The organism is Mycobacterium sp. (genome assembly GCF_965229265.1).
In the GTDB taxonomy this organism is placed as follows: domain Bacteria; phylum Actinomycetota; class Actinomycetes; order Mycobacteriales; family Mycobacteriaceae; genus Mycobacterium.
Genome location: NZ_CBDDIY010000009.1, coordinates 240,315 through 256,896, shown reverse-complemented (window position 1 = coordinate 256,896; position 16,582 = coordinate 240,315). Strand labels below are relative to the sequence as shown.

General features: G+C 70.1%; 18 protein-coding genes and 1 pseudogene. 8 read left to right on the top strand and 11 right to left on the bottom strand.

What is annotated here, in order from left to right; genetic code table 11:
• Genes ADBZ9K_RS02120 through ADBZ9K_RS02110 form a run of 3 tightly spaced genes read right to left on the bottom strand, consistent with a single transcriptional unit; the run spans position 1 to position 3,061 of the window.
• Positions 1-774: an SDR family NAD(P)-dependent oxidoreductase gene (locus ADBZ9K_RS02120; protein WP_526618180.1), complete on the bottom strand. Its 774-nt coding sequence runs from the start codon at positions 772-774 to the stop codon at positions 1-3.
• Positions 771-2,255 (bottom strand): FGGY-family carbohydrate kinase, encoded by a 1,485-nt coding sequence (locus ADBZ9K_RS02115; RefSeq protein ID WP_526618178.1) that lies wholly within the window; start codon positions 2,253-2,255, stop codon positions 771-773. Before ADBZ9K_RS02115 ends, ADBZ9K_RS02120 begins: the two co-directional genes overlap by 4 nt.
• Positions 2,252-3,061, bottom strand: a complete 810-nt coding sequence (locus ADBZ9K_RS02110) for a DeoR/GlpR family DNA-binding transcription regulator (protein WP_526618176.1) — start codon at positions 3,059-3,061, stop codon at positions 2,252-2,254. The genes ADBZ9K_RS02115 and ADBZ9K_RS02110 overlap by 4 nt, the downstream gene beginning before the upstream one ends.
• A gap of 165 nt (positions 3,062-3,226) precedes the next feature.
• Here ADBZ9K_RS02110 and ADBZ9K_RS02105 point away from each other — a divergent pair, with 165 nt between their 5' ends.
• On the top strand, positions 3,227-4,033 hold the full coding sequence (locus ADBZ9K_RS02105; RefSeq protein WP_526618175.1) for a BtpA/SgcQ family protein: 807 nt from the start codon (positions 3,227-3,229) through the stop codon (positions 4,031-4,033).
• A 27-nt stretch (positions 4,034-4,060) separates the two neighbouring features.
• On the opposite strand, the gene nusB is transcribed toward ADBZ9K_RS02105, so the two are convergent.
• From nusB to ADBZ9K_RS02090, 3 genes are read right to left on the bottom strand one after another with little or no spacing between them, the layout of a single operon-like run.
• Complete coding sequence (gene nusB / locus ADBZ9K_RS02100; RefSeq protein WP_526618173.1) at positions 4,061-4,540, bottom strand: transcription antitermination factor NusB; 480 nt, start codon at positions 4,538-4,540, stop codon at positions 4,061-4,063.
• Between the two features lies 1 nt (position 4,541).
• Positions 4,542-5,105 carry an elongation factor P gene (efp, locus tag ADBZ9K_RS02095; protein WP_526618171.1) on the bottom strand — a complete coding sequence of 188 codons (564 nt, stop codon included), beginning with the start codon at positions 5,103-5,105 and terminating at the stop codon, positions 4,542-4,544.
• Between the two features lie 14 nt (positions 5,106-5,119).
• Positions 5,120-6,247, bottom strand: coding sequence for a M24 family metallopeptidase (locus tag ADBZ9K_RS02090; RefSeq protein WP_526618169.1), 1,128 nt, complete (start codon positions 6,245-6,247; stop codon positions 5,120-5,122).
• A gap of 33 nt (positions 6,248-6,280) precedes the next feature.
• Here ADBZ9K_RS02090 and ADBZ9K_RS02085 point away from each other — a divergent pair, with 33 nt between their 5' ends.
• A complete protein-coding gene (locus tag ADBZ9K_RS02085) occupies positions 6,281-6,910 on the top strand; it encodes a B-4DMT family transporter (RefSeq protein ID WP_526618167.1) in 630 nt (209 codons plus the stop codon).
• Positions 6,911-6,914: 4 nt separating this feature from the next.
• Here the strand turns inward: ADBZ9K_RS02085 and ADBZ9K_RS02080 are convergent, their stop codons facing one another.
• The 5 genes from ADBZ9K_RS02080 to aroC are packed head-to-tail and all read right to left on the bottom strand — an operon-like array spanning position 6,915 to position 11,228.
• On the bottom strand, positions 6,915-7,793 hold the full coding sequence (locus ADBZ9K_RS02080) for an MBL fold metallo-hydrolase (RefSeq protein ID WP_526618165.1): 879 nt from the start codon (positions 7,791-7,793) through the stop codon (positions 6,915-6,917).
• A gap of 7 nt (positions 7,794-7,800) precedes the next feature.
• Positions 7,801-8,247, bottom strand: coding sequence for a type II 3-dehydroquinate dehydratase (gene aroQ / locus ADBZ9K_RS02075; RefSeq protein WP_526618163.1), 447 nt, complete (start codon positions 8,245-8,247; stop codon positions 7,801-7,803).
• On the bottom strand, positions 8,244-9,341 hold the full coding sequence (gene aroB / locus ADBZ9K_RS02070) for a 3-dehydroquinate synthase (protein ID WP_526618161.1): 1,098 nt from the start codon (positions 9,339-9,341) through the stop codon (positions 8,244-8,246). Before aroB ends, aroQ begins: the two co-directional genes overlap by 4 nt.
• A complete protein-coding gene (locus ADBZ9K_RS02065) occupies positions 9,338-10,009 on the bottom strand; it encodes a shikimate kinase (protein WP_526618159.1) in 672 nt (223 codons plus the stop codon). The genes aroB and ADBZ9K_RS02065 overlap by 4 nt, the downstream gene beginning before the upstream one ends.
• A gap of 4 nt (positions 10,010-10,013) precedes the next feature.
• Positions 10,014-11,228 (bottom strand): chorismate synthase, encoded by a 1,215-nt coding sequence (gene aroC, locus ADBZ9K_RS02060; RefSeq protein ID WP_526618157.1) that lies wholly within the window; start codon positions 11,226-11,228, stop codon positions 10,014-10,016.
• A gap of 127 nt (positions 11,229-11,355) precedes the next feature.
• On the opposite strand from aroC, the pseudogene ADBZ9K_RS02055 reads away from it, so the two are divergent.
• From ADBZ9K_RS02055 to ADBZ9K_RS02030, 6 genes and pseudogenes are all read left to right on the top strand, one after another.
• Positions 11,356-12,358, top strand: a pseudogene (locus tag ADBZ9K_RS02055) (AAA family ATPase).
• Positions 12,358-13,221, top strand: coding sequence for a DUF58 domain-containing protein (locus tag ADBZ9K_RS02050; RefSeq protein ID WP_526618156.1), 864 nt, complete (start codon positions 12,358-12,360; stop codon positions 13,219-13,221). The pseudogene ADBZ9K_RS02055 and the gene ADBZ9K_RS02050 overlap by 1 nt, the downstream one beginning before the upstream one ends.
• Positions 13,211-13,684 (top strand): hypothetical protein, encoded by a 474-nt coding sequence (locus ADBZ9K_RS02045; RefSeq protein WP_526618155.1) that lies wholly within the window; start codon positions 13,211-13,213, stop codon positions 13,682-13,684. Before ADBZ9K_RS02050 ends, ADBZ9K_RS02045 begins: the two co-directional genes overlap by 11 nt.
• A complete protein-coding gene (locus ADBZ9K_RS02040) occupies positions 13,675-14,679 on the top strand; it encodes a hypothetical protein (protein WP_526618153.1) in 1,005 nt (334 codons plus the stop codon). Before ADBZ9K_RS02045 ends, ADBZ9K_RS02040 begins: the two co-directional genes overlap by 10 nt.
• Entirely contained in the window at positions 14,676-15,737 is a 1,062-nt protein-coding gene (locus ADBZ9K_RS02035; RefSeq protein ID WP_526618152.1) for a VWA domain-containing protein, read from the top strand. The genes ADBZ9K_RS02040 and ADBZ9K_RS02035 overlap by 4 nt, the downstream gene beginning before the upstream one ends.
• Positions 15,734-16,570 carry a hypothetical protein gene (locus ADBZ9K_RS02030; RefSeq protein ID WP_526618151.1) on the top strand — a complete coding sequence of 279 codons (837 nt, stop codon included), beginning with the start codon at positions 15,734-15,736 and terminating at the stop codon, positions 16,568-16,570. The genes ADBZ9K_RS02035 and ADBZ9K_RS02030 overlap by 4 nt, the downstream gene beginning before the upstream one ends.
• The last annotated feature ends 12 nt before the right edge of the window (positions 16,571-16,582 follow it).

Sequence of the window (16,582 nt, the reverse complement as noted above, 5' to 3'; positions counted from 1 at the left end):
CTAATCCATGTAGGCGCCGCCGTTGACGGCAAGCGCTTCGCCGGTGATGAACCGGGCGTCCTCGGACAGCAGGAACGCGACGCTGTAGGCGACGTCCTCCGGCTGTTGCAACCGGCCGAGCGGGGTGTCGTCGATCCACCCCTGCTTGACCTCCTCGGGAGTCGAGCCGCGAAGCCGCGCCTCCCATTCCAGTTCCCGCGACTGCATCGGTGTCGCGACGAAGCCGGGACATACGCAGTTGACCGTGATGCCGTGCTCGGCGAGCTCGTAGGCCATCGCCTGGGTCAGACCCACCACCCCGAACTTGGAGGCGACGTAGTCGGACAGATACGGCACACGGCCCTGCTTGCCGGCCATCGACGCGGTGTTGACGATGGTGCCGCGCCGCCCGGTGCGGACCATCGCGCGGGCCGCGGCCTGGCCGCAGATGAACACACCCTTGAGGTTGATGTCCATGGTCAGGTCGTAGTTGTCGAGGGACACATCGAGAAACGGCGCCATGAAGGAGATGCCGGCATTGCTCATCCAGGCATCCAGCCCGAGGCGGTCGGCGACATCGTCGGCCACAGCGGCGGCCTCGGCCGGGTCGGTGACATCGAGCCGGGTCGCCTCGTGCCCGAGCCCGGCCGGGTCATCGAGTTGGGCGGCAACACTTCTGGCCGCCTCGGGGTCCAGGTCGGTGACCACAACACGCCAGCCCCGTTGGGCCAGCACGGTGGCAATAGCCTTGCCAATGCCCGAACCGGCTCCGGTGACGACCACGTTCTTGCTCATTGACGAGTCCTTTCAGCTAGGGAATGGGAGATGCCGGCGGTGGCGCTGGCCAGGGCCCGCCATTCCCGGTAGGCCGCGTCGTAGGCGGCGACGTTGTCGGGATCGGGCAGCACCGGATCCCCGAGCATGATGAAGCGCCGGCACTGATCCCATCCCGCCAGCGCACCCACCCCGACGGCGGCGATGAGCGCGGCGCCCAGCGACGCGCCGGGATGGTCGACGACGGGATAGAGCGGCACCCCCAACACCTCGGCGTGGATCTGCTTCCACAACGTGGATTTGCTGCCGCCGTTGGTCACCGCCGCGCGGCCGAGCTCGATACCCAGTTCGCCGAATACCTCGACGTGGTGGCGAAATCCGAAGGCGATGGCCTCCAACGTCGCGCGGTACAGGTCGGCGCGGGTGGTACCCAGATGCAGACCGGCGTACACACCGCGGAGGTCGGGATCGTGCAGCGGGCTCTTCTCCCCCAGGAAGTAGGGCAGGCAGAGCACCTGGGCGGGCCGGCATTGTTGCGCATCGTCGTCCAGGCTGAGCAGGTCCACACCGCCGACGATGCCCTGGAACCAGCGAATGAGGCTGCCGCTGGTCGCCATGCAGCCGTTGGGCAGCCACCGGCCGGGCACCGGGTGGGCGTCGAGGTAGAGCCGCCCGTCGACGACGGGCTCGTCGCTGGCCACCAGAATGTCGCCGGCTCCACCCAGTTTGACCAACCAGTCGCCGTGCTCTTCAACCCCGGCGGCGAACGCCGAGAGCACGTGGTCGGCGCCGCCGACCACCAGCGGGGTGCCCGCCACCAGTCCGGTGCGCTCGGCCATCTGCGCGCTCAGCTCGCCGGCCAGCTGTCCGGGTTGAAGCACCGGCGGCAGGGTCGCGGGGGCGATCCCGGCGGCGGCCATGACCGCATCGACCGGTTCTCCATCGATGGTGAACAGGCCAGACTCCAGTGCCCAGTTCTTCTCGACATGCGGCCCGGCGCCCAGGGCGATCAGCAGCCAGTCGTAGGAGCCCACGAAATACGCTGTCCGCGAGGCGATGTCGGGTTCGTTGTGCTGCAACCACAGCGCGGTGGGTGCCACCGACTGCTGGGTGAGGGCGGCACCTGTCAGGGCCACCAGGTCGATATCGGCCAGTGCCGTTGCCAGCGTGCGGATCTCGCCGGTCGCCCGGGCGTCGTTCTGCAGGATCGCGCGGCGCAGCGGCCGGCCGTCGGCATCGATGGCAATCACCGCGGGCACCATCCCGGTGGTGGCGACCGCTTTGACGTCCGCAGGCGAGATGCCGGCACCGGCGATCACCTCGGTGATCGAGCTGATGACATTGGCCAGCCACTGGTCCGGGTCGGCCTCGGCCCAGCCCGGGTGGTCGCTGAAAAGTGTTGACGTGCGGCTGGTTTGCCCCACGATGCCGCGGTCGACATCGAAGAGCACGGTCTTGGTGCCGGTCGTGCCGATGTCCACGCCCACGGTGTAGGCGCTCATGGCGCCTCATCCGGGAGGCCGGCGCCGTTCCGGTCGTCGCGATCCACGCAGATGACGTCGACCCCCAGGTTGCGCGCGGCGACCAGGGTGGGATGGTCGGGGTGGCTGTCGGTAACGATGTGGCCCGCTGCGCTCAGCGGAGCCACCGTCAGCAGCTGCACGCGGCCGAGCTTGGATTCGTCGGCGACCACGATGATGCGATCGGCGGCCCCGGCGGCAGCGCGCTTGGCGCTTCCTTCGACCCGGTGGTAGTCGGTCAGGCCCCGCACCGGATCGACCCCGGCGACACCCATGATGTAGGTGTCGCAGTTGTACATCTGGTAGGCCGACTCGGTCTCGAAACCGATCAGGCTCAGCTCACCGGGCCGCAGGTTGCCCCCGGTGACGATGATCGTGGTGTCCGGCTCGTCGGCGAGTTCGATGGCCGCCAGCAGGCTGGGCGTCACGATCGTGAGCCCGAGCCGGCGACCGCGGATGGCCCGGGCCACCGCCAGCACCGTGCTGCCGCTGTCGAGGATGACGGTCTCCCCCGGTTCGAGCAGTTCGACCGCGGCCTCGGCGATATGCCGCTTCTCGGTCGCCGATCGCAGGGCCCGGCTCTCGAAGGGCGGTTCTTCGGCCTTGCGGTAGGCCGCGATCGCGCCACCGGTGACCCGGCGCACCAGTCCCGAGGCCTCCAACGCGTCGACATCGCGGCGGATGGTCATCTCGGACACGCCATATTCCTGCGCCAGCGACGCGTACTCGATCTCGCCCTCGTCGAGGACACGCTGTTCTATCTGCGCACGCCGCGTCTTGGCTGACACCAGTTGGCCCCTTGTGATTGATTCACGAAAGTGTGTCGCCAATGTAAGGTCTTCACGGTCTGACTGCAACAGTTCACGAAGATTTCGCGTGCAACATGTGATTTTCTTGCAGTCCGTGACCGTGATGCGTTAGAAAAAGACAGAACAAAACTGAAAGGGACTCACATGGCCGATTGGGTGCGCGAGGTCTTCGCCGTACAGAAGCCCGTCATCGCGATGCTTCATCTCTCCGCGCTACCCGGCGATCCCGGATACGACACCCGCGGCGGCCTCACGGCCGTCCTGGACCGGGCCAAGGAAGAACTCGACGCGCTCCAGCAGGGCGGCGTGGACGGGGTCATGATCTCCAACGAGTTCAGCCTGCCCTACCTGACGAAGACCGAACCGATCACCGCGATCACCATGGCGCGCATCATCGGAGAACTACTCGGCGACATCTCGATTCCCTACGGCGTCAACGTCTTGTGGGACGGCCGCGCCTCGATCGACCTCGCCGTGGCCACCGGCGCACAGTTCGTCCGCGAAATCTTCACCGGTGTCTACGCCAGCGATTTCGGCCTGTGGGACACCAACATCGGCGAAGTCGCTCGACACCGGGCCCGCGTCGGCGGCGCCGGGGTGCGGCTGTTCTTCAACATCGTTCCCGAATCGGCGACCTACCTGGCCCAACGGGACCTGGCCTCGATCACCCGCACGACGGTGTTCGCCACCCTGCCCGACGCCATCTGTGTGTCGGGGCTGACCGCGGGCGCGCCAACCGATCTCGCCGCCCTCTCGGTGGTCAAGCAGTCCGCTGGACCCGTCCCGGTGTTCGTCAACACCGGCGTCAAGGCCGACAACGTCGCCGATCAGCTCGCGCTGGCCGACGGCGCGATCGTAGGAACGTACTTCAAGAAAGACGGCGTCTTCGAGAACCGAGCCCAGCGCGAGCGCGTCGAAGAACTGATGGCCAACGCCAAGGCCGCCCGCTAGGTCCCCACCGGAGAGCCCCCGGGCGAATCACGCCTCGGGGGCGCTCCCCCGGACCGCTGCGGCGGCCGCCCGGATCTGCGGGGTGACCAGCATGACCTGGCCCAGCACCCCGTTGACGAAGCCGGGCGAGTCGTCGGTGGACAGTTCCTTGGCCAGTTCGACGGCCTCGTCGACAGCCACCGGTTCGGGGACGTCGTCGGCGTGCAGAAGTTCCCACACCGCCACCCGCAGGATCGCGCGGTCCACGGCCGGCAGCCGCTCCAGCGTCCAGCCCTGCAGGTGCGCGGTGATCAGTTCGTCGATGTGGGGGGCGTGTTCGGTGACGCCGCGCGCCACCGTCACCGTGTACGGGTTCAGCAGCGACACATCCATGTTGGTCTCGGCCAGTGCGATGCGGCCCTCGGCCACCTCGCCGGGGGTCAATCCGCGAGCCTCGGCCTCGAACAGCAGGTCAACCGCACGCTTGCGCGCCTGGTGCCGACCCTTGTCAGCCTTGCGGTCTGCCATATCAGGCGTTCACGCGCCCCAGATAGCTGCCGTCGCGGGAATCCACCTTGAGCTTGTCGCCGGTGTTGATGAACAGCGGCACCTGGATCTCGGCCCCGGTCTCGAGCGTCGCCGGCTTGGTGCCGGCGCTGGACCGGTCGCCCTGCAGGCCGGGCTCGGTGCTGGCCACCAGAAGTTCGACGGTGACCGGGAGCTCCAGGTACAGCGGCGCACCCTCGTTGAACGCGATCTGCACCGGCATACCCTCCAGCAGGAAGTCGGCCAGGCGGCCGACCAGCGCCTCGGACAGCGGGTGCTGCTCGTAGTCCTCGGAGTCCATGAACACGAAGTCGCTACCGTCGCGGTAGAGGTAGGTGGCATCGCGCCGGTCGACGGTGGCGGTCTCCACCTTCACCCCGGCGTTGTAGGTCTTGTCGACCACCTTGCCCGACAACACGTTCTTGAGCTTGGTGCGCACGAAGGCCGGACCCTTGCCCGGTTTGACGTGCTGGAACTCGATGATCTGCCAGAGCTGGCCCTCGATGTTGAGCACAAGGCCGTTCTTGAAATCGGCAGTGGATGCCACGTTCGGTCGTTCTCCTAGGTCAGGATCGCCAGTTCCTTGGGGAACCGGGTCAACAGTTCTGCTGTCTCATGTCGCCGCCGAAGCGGCTCCGGCGCCCGCGCACCGAGCACGACCAGGGTGTCCTCGATGCGGACACCGCCACGGTCAGGCAGGTAGACACCGGGTTCTACGGTCACCACGGAGCCAGCAAGCAGTGTACCGGCGGCGGCGGAGTTGATTCCCGGCGCTTCGTGGATCTGCAGTCCGACGCCGTGGCCCAACCCGTGGCCGAAGTACTCGCCGTAACCGGCGTCGACAATAACCTGGCGGGCGGCGCCGTCCACGGCACTGAGCGTGGCACCCACCTCGAGGGCTTCGCGGCCGGCCCGCTGCGCGGCCGCCACCAGCTCGTAGATCTCCCGCTGCCAGGCCGCCGGCTCGCCGAGCACGAAGGTTCGGGTCATGTCCGAGTGGTAGCCGCCGACCAGGGCGCCGAAGTCGATCTTGACGAAATCACCGGCCGCCAGCACCGCGTCGGTAGGGCGATGATGCGGGATCGCCGAGTTGGGCCCGGCGGCCACGATCGTCTCGAACGAGGGCCCGTCGGCGCCGTGCTCGAGCATCAGCGCCTCCAGTTCGCGACCGACGGAACGCTCGGTGCGGCCCGGACGCAACCCGCCGCCGGCTACCAGCTCAGCCAGGGCGGCGTCGGCGGCCTCACAGGCCAGCCGCAGCAGTGCGACCTCGCCGGCGTCCTTGATCTCCCGCAGCGCCTCGACGACCCCCGATGCCCGTACCAGCTCGGTACCCGGCTGCTCGTCAAGCGCGCGGGCCAGGGCGTCGAATCCGTCGACGGTCACGACATGGCTCTCGAAGCCGATCCGCCGGGCTCCGTCGACGGCGGCGCGGGCCACCAGGTGCCGCCCGCATGCGCGCTCGATGACGGTCTCCAGATCGGGTGCCTGGCGGGCGGCCTGCGTGCGATAGCGGGAGTCGGTGGCCAGCACTGCCGGCGTGTCGCCGGAGAACACCAGCAGCGCCGCGTTCGACCCGGTGAATCCGGACAGATACCGCACGTTGACCAGGTCACTGACCAGCATCGCGTCCACACCGTCGGCGGCGAGCCGGGCGGCCAGCCGGTCCCGGCGTTGGGAATGTGTCACGGTGGCTGACGGTACTCGCTACGCTGATGCCCCATGAGTACATGGTTGTTGCGCGGACTGGTGTTTGCCGCCGGGATGGTCGTCGTCCGGCTGGTGCAGGGCACGCTGATCAACCTGTACGAAACCAAGGCCGGATTGATCAGCGTCATCCTGGTGGTGCTGTTCGGGATCGCCTCGTTCCTCTGGGGTCTGCTTGACGGCCGCGCCGACGCCAACGACAACCCGGACCCCGACCGCCGCCGCGACCTGGCCATGACCTGGTTGCTGGCCGGCCTGGTCGCCGGCGTGCTCAGCGGCTTCGTCGCGTGGGTGATCTCGCTGTTCTACAGCGGCGTCTACGTCGAGGGCCTCATCGGCGAGGTCACCACGTTCGCGGCGTTCACCGCGCTGATGGTGTTCATCCCGGCGATCGCGGCGGTCTCGCTGGGCCGCTTCCTGGTCGACCGCAAGCGGCCCGTCGAGCCGCGCCGGCGGTTCGGTGAGGCCGCCGACGTGTTCGACGCCGTCCACGACGACGACAAGACCGGTCCCATCCCGGGCCTGGCCGGCAACGAGTCCGCTGCGGCCGCCGAGGAGCAGACCTCGGCGATCGCCACCGCCGAGCGCGACGAGCCCACCGAGCAGATCGACTTCACCGAGGGCAAGCACCCCGACAAGGCCTGACCGGCTAGATCGCCTCGATCGTCAGCCACTCCTCGACCTCGAAGCCGGCTGCGTCGGCGGTGATCGTCGCCCCGCCGTGCCCGGGGTAATGCGCGGGGATGACCACGGCCTTGGCGTGGGCAGCCTCGTCGAACACCCGCCGGCGGGTGCGGCACGCGGCGGCGGGGTCGACATCGAACGCGCACGCATCGTCGGGCCGTCGGATCTGAAGCGGGCAATGCGTCAGGTCGCCGACGAACACCGCGGGCCGGCCAGCGTCGAGCCAGAGCACCGAGGTTCCCGGCGTGTGCCCGGGCGCCGGGCGCAGCCGCAGCGATTCGCTGAGCACGAGCTCGTCGGTCCACAGCTGGATCTGGTCGGTCACCGGGATCACGCTGTCGGCCAACACCGTTCGCATCCCGTCGTTCTCACCGCCGCCACCGGGGCCGAAGAAGCGGTAGTCGAGTTCGGGCATCACGTAGCGGGCGTTGGGGAACGTCGGCACCCACCGGCCGTCCACCAGGCGGGTGTTCCAGCCGACATGGTCGGTGTGCAGGTGGGTGTTGACCACGACGTCGACGGCGGCCGGGTCGACGCCGGCCGCGGTGAGGTTGGCCAGGAAATCCGTGGACAGGTGATCCAGCGGCGGCATGTGCGGCCGGTCCCGGTCGTTGCCGACACCGGTGTCGACGACCACCACCAGCCCGTCGACCTCGATCACCCAGGACTGCATGGCGATGCGCCACTGGTCGGCATCGCGGTCCCAGAAGTCCGGCACCAGCAGGTCGGCGTTGTCGGCCCAGTCCTGCGGCGCGGTGTCGGCGAACAGCGAGGTCCGCATCTGCACCTGGGTCTCGACCACCCGGGTGACGGTCGCCCCGCCCAACGTGATCCGGTCCGGCATGACCGGGTCAGTCCAGTACCGGCTGCTCGAGGGTGGCCAGGTAGCGCAGCGCCAGCAGGTAGCCCTGCACACCGAGCCCGACGATCACCCCGGTGGCCACCGCACTCAGATATGAGTGGTGCCGAAACTCTTCTCGCGCATGCACATTCGAGATGTGCACCTCGATCAACGGTGCTCGCAGTTCGGCACAGGCGTCGCGCAGCGCGATGGAGGTATGGGTCAGCGCGCCCGCGTTGAGGATCACCGGGTCACCGGCGTCGGCCGCGGCGTGCAGCCAGTCCAGGAGCTGGCCTTCGCTGTTGCTCTGCCGCACCACCGCGGTCAACCCCAGTTCGGTGGCCTGCGTCTCGATCAGGGTGACCAGGTCGTCGTAGCTGACGCTGCCATAGATCTCCGGCTCGCGCCGCCCCAGCCGGTCTAGGTTGGGACCGTTGAGCACCAGCACCGTAGTCATCGGGCCACCTCCGCGTAGGCCGCCGCCAACAGGGCCGGGTCGGGGCCTTCCAGCCGCCCTGGTTTGGCCAGTCCGTCGAGCACCACGAAACGCAGCACCCCCGAGCGGGTCTTCTTGTCGCCGGCCATGCTCTCCAGCAGCTCGGGCAGCGCGTCGGCGTCGTAGCTGACCGGCAGCCCCAGCGACGTCAGGACGGCGCGGTGCCGCTCGGCGGTCGCGTCGTCGAGGCGCCCGGCCAGCCGGCCCAGCTCGGCGGCGAACACCAATCCCACCGACACCGCCGCGCCGTGGCGCCACCGGTAGCGCTCCCGGCGCTCGATGGCATGGGCCAGGGTGTGGCCGTAGTTGAGGATCTCGCGCAGCGCCGACTCTTTCTCGTCGGCGGCCACGACCTCGGCCTTGACCGCAATCGCCCGGCGGACCAGTTCGGGCAGCACCGCACCGGAGGGGTCGAGGGCGGCCTGCGGGTCGGCCTCGATGAGCTCGAGGATCCGCGGATCGGCGATGAATCCGGCCTTGACGATCTCGGCCATCCCGGCGACCAGTTCGTTGCGCGGCAACGTCTCCAGCGTCGCCAGGTCGACCAACACCGCCGTCGGCTGGTGGAAGGCACCCACCAGGTTCTTGCCTGCGTCGGTGTTGATGCCGGTCTTGCCGCCGACGGCGGCGTCGACCATGGCCAGCAGTGTGGTCGGAATGTGGACGATGTCGACGCCGCGCAGCCAAGTGGCCGCCGCGAACCCGGCCACGTCGGTAGCGGCCCCGCCACCGAGGCTGATCAACGCGTCTTTGCGGCCGATTCCGATGCGGCCCAGCACTTCCCAGATGTAGCCGACCACCGGCAGATCTTTACCGGCTTCGGCATCGGGGATCTCGATGCGGTGCGCGTCGACACCCCGGTCGGCCAGATGCGCCCGCACCGCCTCGGCGGTCTGGGCCAGCACCGGTTGATGCAGGATCGCGACCTTGTGCCGCGACCCGAGCAGCCGGCCGACTTCGTCGAGCAGGCCGGTGCCGACAATCACCGGGTAGGGCGGGTCGACGGCGACCTCGATGGTCACCGGTTCGTCGAGGGAAGGGGCAAGCTCGGTCATTTGCGGGCTCCGGCGCGGCGGGCGGCCAGCGCCGCCGGAGTGGCGGGCGTGACCGGCTCTGATGGGATGGACGGGCTGGTTTCTCTTGGGCCGGAACGGTTTTCGGGCTCCGCCGGCGGCGACGAGCGCCGCCAGGGTGGCCGGCGCCGGCGCGGCGGGTGCGGGTTCTCCAGCCGGGCGACGATGTGCCGCACGACCGCGCCCGGGTTGCGCCGGTTGGTGTTGATCCGGATCGTGGCGACCCGGCGGTACAGCGGCACCCGCTCGTTCATCAGCGTGCGGTACTTCTCGGCGTGGTCGGGTCCGGCCAGCAGCGGGCGCACCGTGCTGCCGCTGGTGCGGCGCACCCCTTCGGCCGCGCTGATTTCCAGGAATACCACAGTCTGCCCGGTCAGGGCATCGCGTACGCCGGGAGTGGTGACCGCCCCGCCGCCCAGCGACAGGATGCCGTCGTGGGTCTGCAGGGCTTCGCGGATGACCTCTTCTTCGATGCGCCGGAACTCCTGCTCGCCGTCGCGTGTGAAGATGTCGGCGATCGTGCGGCCGGTCTTCTCCTCGATAGCGGCGTCGGTGTCCAGCAGGGTCAGCCCCATCGCCTTGGCCAGCCGCCGGCCGATGGTGGATTTCCCCGAGCCGGGCAATCCGATCAGCACGGCCTTCGGCGCCATCGGGCTACCCCGACGCCCGGACGGGTGAGTCCGACGGCATCCGCGCGGCGAGGGCCTGCAGGTAGCCGTCGACGTTGCGCCGGGTTTCGGTCAGCGAATCGCCGCCGAACTTCTCCAGCACCGCGCGGGCCAGCACCAGCGCGACCATGGTCTCCACGACCACCGCGGCGGCGGGCACCGCGCACACATCGGAGCGCTGGTGGATGGCGACAGCCTCGTCGCCGGTGGCCATGTCGACGGTGGCCAGCGCACGCGGCACGGTCGAAATGGGCTTCATCGCCGCGCGTACCCGCAGGGGCAGGCCGTTGGTCATGCCGCCCTCCAGGCCACCGGCCCGGTTGGTGGACCGCACCACCCCGTCCGGGCCGGGATACATCTCGTCGTGGGCCTGGCTGCCGCGGCGGCGCGCCGTCTCGAACCCGTCACCGATTTCGACGCCCTTGATGGCCTGGATGCCCATCACCGCGCCGGCGAGCTGACTGTCGAGCCGGTTCTCGCCGCTGGTGAAGGAGCCCAGCCCGATGGGCAGGCCGTGCACGACCACCTCGACGACGCCGCCCAGGGTGTCGCCGTCGCGCTTGGCGGCTTCGATCTGGGCGATCATGTCGGCTTCGGCCGTGCTGTCGAAGGCGCGGACCGGGCTGTCGTCGATGGCGGAAAGATCCGCGGGCGCCGGCGACGGCCCGTCGTAGGGGGTCGACGCGCCGATGGAAATGACGTGGGACAGCACCTCGACGCCCAGCGCCTGGCGCAGGAAGGCCCGGGCGATGGTGCCGGCCGCGACCCGCGCGGCGGTCTCGCGGGCGCTGGCCCGCTCCAGCACCGGACGGGCGTCGTCGAACCCGTACTTGAGCATGCCGGCGAAGTCGGCGTGGCCGGGGCGGGGCCGGGTCAGGGGTGCATTGCGCGCGGCGTCCTTGTCGAGCTGGCCCTGCTCGACGGGGTCGGCGGCCATCACCGTCTCCCACTTGGGCCATTCGGTGTTGCCGATCTCGACGGCGATCGGACCGCCCAGCGTGCTGCCGTGGCGTACCCCGGCCAGCACGCTGACCTGGTCCTGCTCGAACTTCATCCGGGCACCGCGGCCGTAGCCCAGCCGGCGCCGGGCCAACTGTTCGCCGATGTCCGAGGAGCTGACCTGCACGCCGGCGACCATGCCCTCGACCACGGCTACCAGCGCGCGGCCGTGGGATTCACCGGCGGTAGTCCATCGCAACACGCGTCCCATCCTCCCACGCCGGTCATGCCGGGCCCAACCTGCTTTGCCGCGCCCGGGTGTTCGCCACCCGGACATCGGGTAACCGGGCGGGTGATGACCGCTGCGCCCGAGGCGCCGAAAGGATTCGATGACCACCGCACGCGCGCACACCGACCAACGCGATCTCGACCAGGCACGCCGCACCGTGGAGGCGGTGTCGAGCGCTTTCTCCGCGACGGTGGTCGGCCAGGACAATCTGCGCCAGTCCCTGCTGATCGGCCTGGCCGCCGGCGGACACGTGCTGGTGGAGAGCGTTCCCGGGCTGGCCAAGACCACCGCGGCACGGGTGATCGCCCGGGCCATCGCCGGCGGATTCGGGCGTATCCAGTGCACACCCGACCTGTTGCCCAGCGACATCATCGGCACCCAGGTGTACGAGGCGGCGACCAAACACCTTCGTCACCCAGCTGGGCCCGGTGCACACCAACATCGTGTTGCTCGACGAGATCAACCGGTCCAGCGCCAAGACGCAGAGCGCGATGCTCGAGGCGATGGAGGAACGCCAGACCACCATCGCCGGCACCAACTACCCCATGCCGGAGCCGTTCCTGGTGGTGGCCACCCAGAACCCGGTGGATCAGGAGGGCACCTATCCCCTCTCGGAGGCGCAGACCGACCGGTTCATGCTCAAGGACGTCGTGGCGTACCCCTCGGTGTCCGAGGAGGTGGAGATGATCCACCGGATGGACGCCGGCCTGTTCGACCGCGGCCGCCGCGGCGGGGCGGTCGTTAGCCTCGACGACATCCGCGTCCTGCAGCGAGTCACCCGCGACGTGCACATGGATCCGGTGCTGATCCGCTACGCCAGCCAGCTGGTGGCCGTCAGCCGCGACCCCCAGCAGTACCTGCAGCCGCGCCTGGCCCGGCTCGTCGAATACGGCGCCAGCCCGCGCGCCACGATCGCGTTCTGCCGGGCGGCTCGCGCCCTGGCGGTGCTGTCCGGCCGCGGCCACGTCCTTCCCGACGACATCGCCACGCTGGCCCACCGGGTGCTGCGGCACCGACTGATCCTGGGTTTCGAGGCGGCCGCCGCCGGGATCACCGCCGAAACCGTCATCGACGCCATCCTGCACGCGGTGCGGGTGCCCTGATGGGCCAGCATCTCAACCGGGCGAAGCGCTCGTTCGGCACCGACACCCGCGGCCTCCTCGAAGGCGGCCGCTACGCACTGCTGCACAGCCGCAGCCTCGAGTTCGACGATCTGCGGCCCTACGTGCCCGGCGACGACGTGCGCGACATCGACTGGAAGGCCACTGCACGCTCGGGCACCGTCCTGATCAAGCGGTTCGTTTCCGAGAAGCACCACAAGATCCTCTTGGTGGCCGACGCCGGCCGTAACATGACGGCGCTGGCCGCCGGCGGGGAGACCAAACGTGATGTGGCAGCGGCGATCCTGGGTTCGTTCGGATTGATCACCCTGGGCCGCGCCGACGAGATCGGCATGGTCTACGGCGACGCCCGCGGCTGTGTGAGCATGCGCAACCGCCGCGGTGAAACCCACATCGAAGCCATGCTGGACCGGTTCTACCGGCACACCGTCACCCAGCCGGCGCCCAGCGACATTGCGGGCCAGTTGCGTTATGTGACAAAGCATTACCGTCACCCGATGCTCGTGGTGGTGGTCTCCGACGAGCCCGACACCGATACCCGCCTGGCCAATGCCGTCGGACCGCTGACCGCCCGCCACGACGTGCTGTGGGCGATGGTGTCCGATATGCCGGCCCTGGGCGGTGACGTCGACGGGTACGACGTGGCCACCGGCCGCGTGGTGCCCGCGGCAAGCCGGCTGGGCCGGCGGCTGGAAGCGGCGTACCGCAATGCCGAACATCAGCGTCGTACCCGGCTGGAGGCGTTCCTGACCGAGCACGCCATCCCCTTCGCCACCATCGGCCGCAGTGACGAGATCCGGGCCGGGCTGGTCGCGATGACGGAGGTGTTCGCTCGTGCCGGGTGACCTGCTGCGCTTCGTCGGTGGGCCGCAGCCCTATTCGTCGTGGTGGCTGTGGCTGGCGGCGATCCTGGTGATCGCGGTAATCATTTGGTATACAGCGGTTTTCGTCGTGACCATGCCGACCGCGCGACTGCGCGAAATCCCGGCGGTCCGGAACGCGCACGCCCGGCTGATGCGCCGCCGGTTCGCGGGCAGCATCCGCCGGATCGGCGAGCGGCGACGCCGCGGGGACCTGTCCGATGCACAGGCCTACGCGGCGATCAGCCAGACCCTGCGCAGCTTCCTGCACCAGGCGACCGGGCTGCGGGCCCAGTACCTCCACGTCGGAGAGATCGCGGCCGGTGAACTCGCACCGGCTGCGCCACTGATCGCCGAGCTGCGCGACGCGCGATTCGCCGAGACCGCCGATGCCGACCCGGAGCGGCTGGGCGCGCGGGCCGAGGAGTTGATCCGCTCGTGGGCCTGACGTGGTGGCCGGTCGCGCTGATCGGCCTGGGCTGCCTGCTGGCCTGTGTGGCGATCGCGGCGGCCATACCCGCTGCGCGGATACGGCGCCGGTTGCGGCCGCTGGCGCACGTCGACCGGCTCACCGGCCTGCCCGAGTACGCCCGCATGCAACGACGCGAGACGCTGGCGGCGCTCACCACGATCGTCCTGCTGGTGGTGGTGTTCTGCGCGGCCGTACTCACCGGCGCACGGCCGTCGGGCTCCGGGCGCGAGTTCGCGGCCGCGCACCCCGAGGACGTGATGCTGTGCGTGGGCGCGGGCATCGACGAGGGCACCACCGCGCAGTTCTTGGACCATTTCGCCCGGCAGGCCGCCACCTATGACACCCAGCGCATCGGGCTGACCTCGCCGTCGGTGCGGGTGCTGCCGCTGACCCGGGACTACCAGTACGCCGCCGAGCGGCTGGCCTCCTACGCCGGCCCGGCGAGCCGGCGGGCCGGCGGATTCGCGCGGCCGGTGAACTACACCGATTATGCGGTCAACCTGCGCGACACCCTCGCGCTGTGCATGACCGGATTCGGCACCCCACCGGCGCCCAGCAGCCACCGCCGCTCATTGATCTATCTGGGCCCCAGCACCTTTGGTGGGGACGACCGGCGGGGGCTGTTCACCGACCGGCAGGTCGACGACCTGGCGCAGCAGGCCGGGATCCAAGTCAACGCGATTGCGGCGGTGGACGTCACCGACGCCGCCCGGCGCGGCGATGCCGAGCTGTCGGCGCTGACCCAGCGATCCGGTGGCCGGTTCTTCCGCTACCACCCCGCCGGTCCGGGCGGTTCGGATCCCACGCTGACCTCCGACCTCGGCGCGATCCGCGCCAACCCCGCGCCGGTGGTGTTACCCGGCGGGGCGCGGATCGCCGGACAGCGGCCCGACCATCCCGATCGCCTGCTCGTCGCGGCGCTGGCGGCGGCCACGCTGCTCAGCCTTGCTCTGGTGGTGGCTCGGCGATGACCCTGCACCCCGCGCTGCCGCCGGCACTGCTGCTGGTCGTGGCCGCCGTCCTGGTCGCCGCCCGCGCCCACAGCCTGTCGACGCTGCTGGGACGCACCGGCGCCGGGCAGCGCAAGCCGGCTTTTCGATGGAGTGCCCTCACCGTCGCGATGCTGCTGCTGGTGGGCGCCGCCGCCCGTCCGGGCCTGGCGATGTCCGCCGGGCAGCGGCCCGACGGTCAGGAGTCCGTCGCGGTGGCAGCGGCCCGCAACGTCAACGTGTTCTTCCTCGTCGACCGGTCGGTGGACTCCCGGGTCCGCGACTATGGCGACGGGGTGTCGCGGATGTCGGGCATCCGCGCGGACATGGCGGCGGTCATCGACGCCTACCCCGGAGCTCGATTCGCGGTGATCGGCTTCGCGTCGGCGCCGGGCATCGACTGGCCGCTGTCGGAGGACACCTGGAGCCTCACATCGCTGGTGGCCGGACTGTCGCCGTATGTCAGCGCTCCGCCCGACGCCGCGTCCAGGGTGGATGCCGGCGCTGCCGCCAATCTGCTTCGCTACCAACTGATCCAGGCCGATCAGCGCTACCCCGACGCGCAGAACCTGGTGTTCTATCTCGGCGAGGGCGCCGGCGGGGCCACGACACCCCAGGGCAGCTTCGCGGTCGGGGACCGGGTGGACGGCGGCGCGGTGCTCGGCTACGGCACCACGGCGGGCGGACCGATTCCCGGCGCCTACGTCGAGGGCGCCTTGACCTATCTGGCCGACACCCGATCCGGCGCGCCTGTGGTGTCCGCGCTCAACGAGCCCGAATTGCGCCGTATTGCAGACGAACTCGGTGTCGGGTATGTCCACCGCGACCCCGGCCAGCCGGTCAGCGTCGTCCTCCCGGACGTGCGCGCAGGCCCCGGATCCGACGCCGCGGTGCTGACCGGAACCCCGGTGCCGCAGCGCACCGAGCTGTACTGGGTGCTCGCGTTGCTGGCCGCGGCGCTGCTGCTGCCCGAGATCTACCTCCTGGTCGGTGAATTCCACCGCGACCGGACATCGGCACGTCGGGTGGCGCAGCCATGACGGGCGACCCGAAGCGCACCACCCGGCCGGCCCGGCTGCGGCTGCGGCTGCGGTTGCTGGTGATCTCGGCACCGGTCGTGGTGTTGGTGGTTCTGGCCGCCGCGAAGATGTTCTCGGTGGCGGTGGCCGGTGATTCGGCCGTGTCGCACTTCGCCCGCGGGGACGCGGCGGGGGTGCGTGCGGATGCGTCGACGCTGAGCGTGCTCAACGTGATCGAGCCCGAGAAGGCCCCGTTCGCCGCCGGCGCCGCCGATGTGCTCGACGGTCGGCTCGCCGACGCCGACGCCGATTTCAGCCGGGCGCTGTCGAACACGGCGGCCGGGCGGTCGTGTCCGGTGCGGGTGAATCTGGAACTGGTCCGGGAGACTCAAGGCGACGTCGCCGCATCGGCGGCCCGCGCTGAGGTGGCGCAGGAGCGCTACGACAGTGCGCTCGGGGTCGTCGATGAGGCCCCGGCGGGCTGCTTCGAGGGCAATGCCGACCCCCAACCCGACCGGCGCCTGATCCGTCAGGACGCCGCCACCCGGCTGCGCGCCAAGATCGCCGGGTTGCAGGCTGCCCCGGTGCCACCGCCGCCGGCGCCGAACGCTCCGCCCCCGACACCCCCACCGCCGCCGGCCGGGTCGGCACCGAGCGAATCCGACACCCCGACACCGGTCCTGGGCCCGACGGGCAACGGACTCAGCGATATCGCACCCGACCGGCTGCCCAGTCCGGGGGCACCACCACCGGACCCGCACCGGCTCGACCCGGGCAGCGGGGACCCGCTGGACCGGCTGCGTCAGCTGCTCACCGATGCCGCGTCGTCGGGCGACAACAGCGAGACCCGCTGACCGGAGCCGCAG

Bases quoted from the DNA above. Each gene is read 5' to 3' on its own strand.
- ADBZ9K_RS02050 (WP_526618156.1), top strand. From the start codon at position 12,358: ATGGGCCAGCATCTCAACCGGGCGAAGCGCTCGTTCGGCACCGACACC.
- aroQ (WP_526618163.1), bottom strand. From the start codon at position 8,247: ATGACTACGGTGCTGGTGCTCAACGGTCCCAACCTAGACCGGCTGGGG.
- ADBZ9K_RS02035 (WP_526618152.1), top strand. From the start codon at position 14,676: ATGACCCTGCACCCCGCGCTGCCGCCGGCACTGCTGCTGGTCGTGGCC.
- ADBZ9K_RS02085 (WP_526618167.1), top strand. From the start codon at position 6,281: ATGAGTACATGGTTGTTGCGCGGACTGGTGTTTGCCGCCGGGATGGTC.
- ADBZ9K_RS02115 (WP_526618178.1), bottom strand. From the start codon at position 2,255: ATGAGCGCCTACACCGTGGGCGTGGACATCGGCACGACCGGCACCAAG.
- ADBZ9K_RS02080 (WP_526618165.1), bottom strand. From the start codon at position 7,793: ATGCCGGACCGGATCACGTTGGGCGGGGCGACCGTCACCCGGGTGGTC.
- aroB (WP_526618161.1), bottom strand. From the start codon at position 9,341: ATGACCGAGCTTGCCCCTTCCCTCGACGAACCGGTGACCATCGAGGTC.
- ADBZ9K_RS02030 (WP_526618151.1), top strand. From the start codon at position 15,734: ATGACGGGCGACCCGAAGCGCACCACCCGGCCGGCCCGGCTGCGGCTG.
- nusB (WP_526618173.1), bottom strand. From the start codon at position 4,540: ATGGCAGACCGCAAGGCTGACAAGGGTCGGCACCAGGCGCGCAAGCGT.
- ADBZ9K_RS02065 (WP_526618159.1), bottom strand. From the start codon at position 10,009: ATGGCGCCGAAGGCCGTGCTGATCGGATTGCCCGGCTCGGGGAAATCC.
- ADBZ9K_RS02120 (WP_526618180.1), bottom strand. From the start codon at position 774: ATGAGCAAGAACGTGGTCGTCACCGGAGCCGGTTCGGGCATTGGCAAG.
- ADBZ9K_RS02105 (WP_526618175.1), top strand. From the start codon at position 3,227: ATGGCCGATTGGGTGCGCGAGGTCTTCGCCGTACAGAAGCCCGTCATC.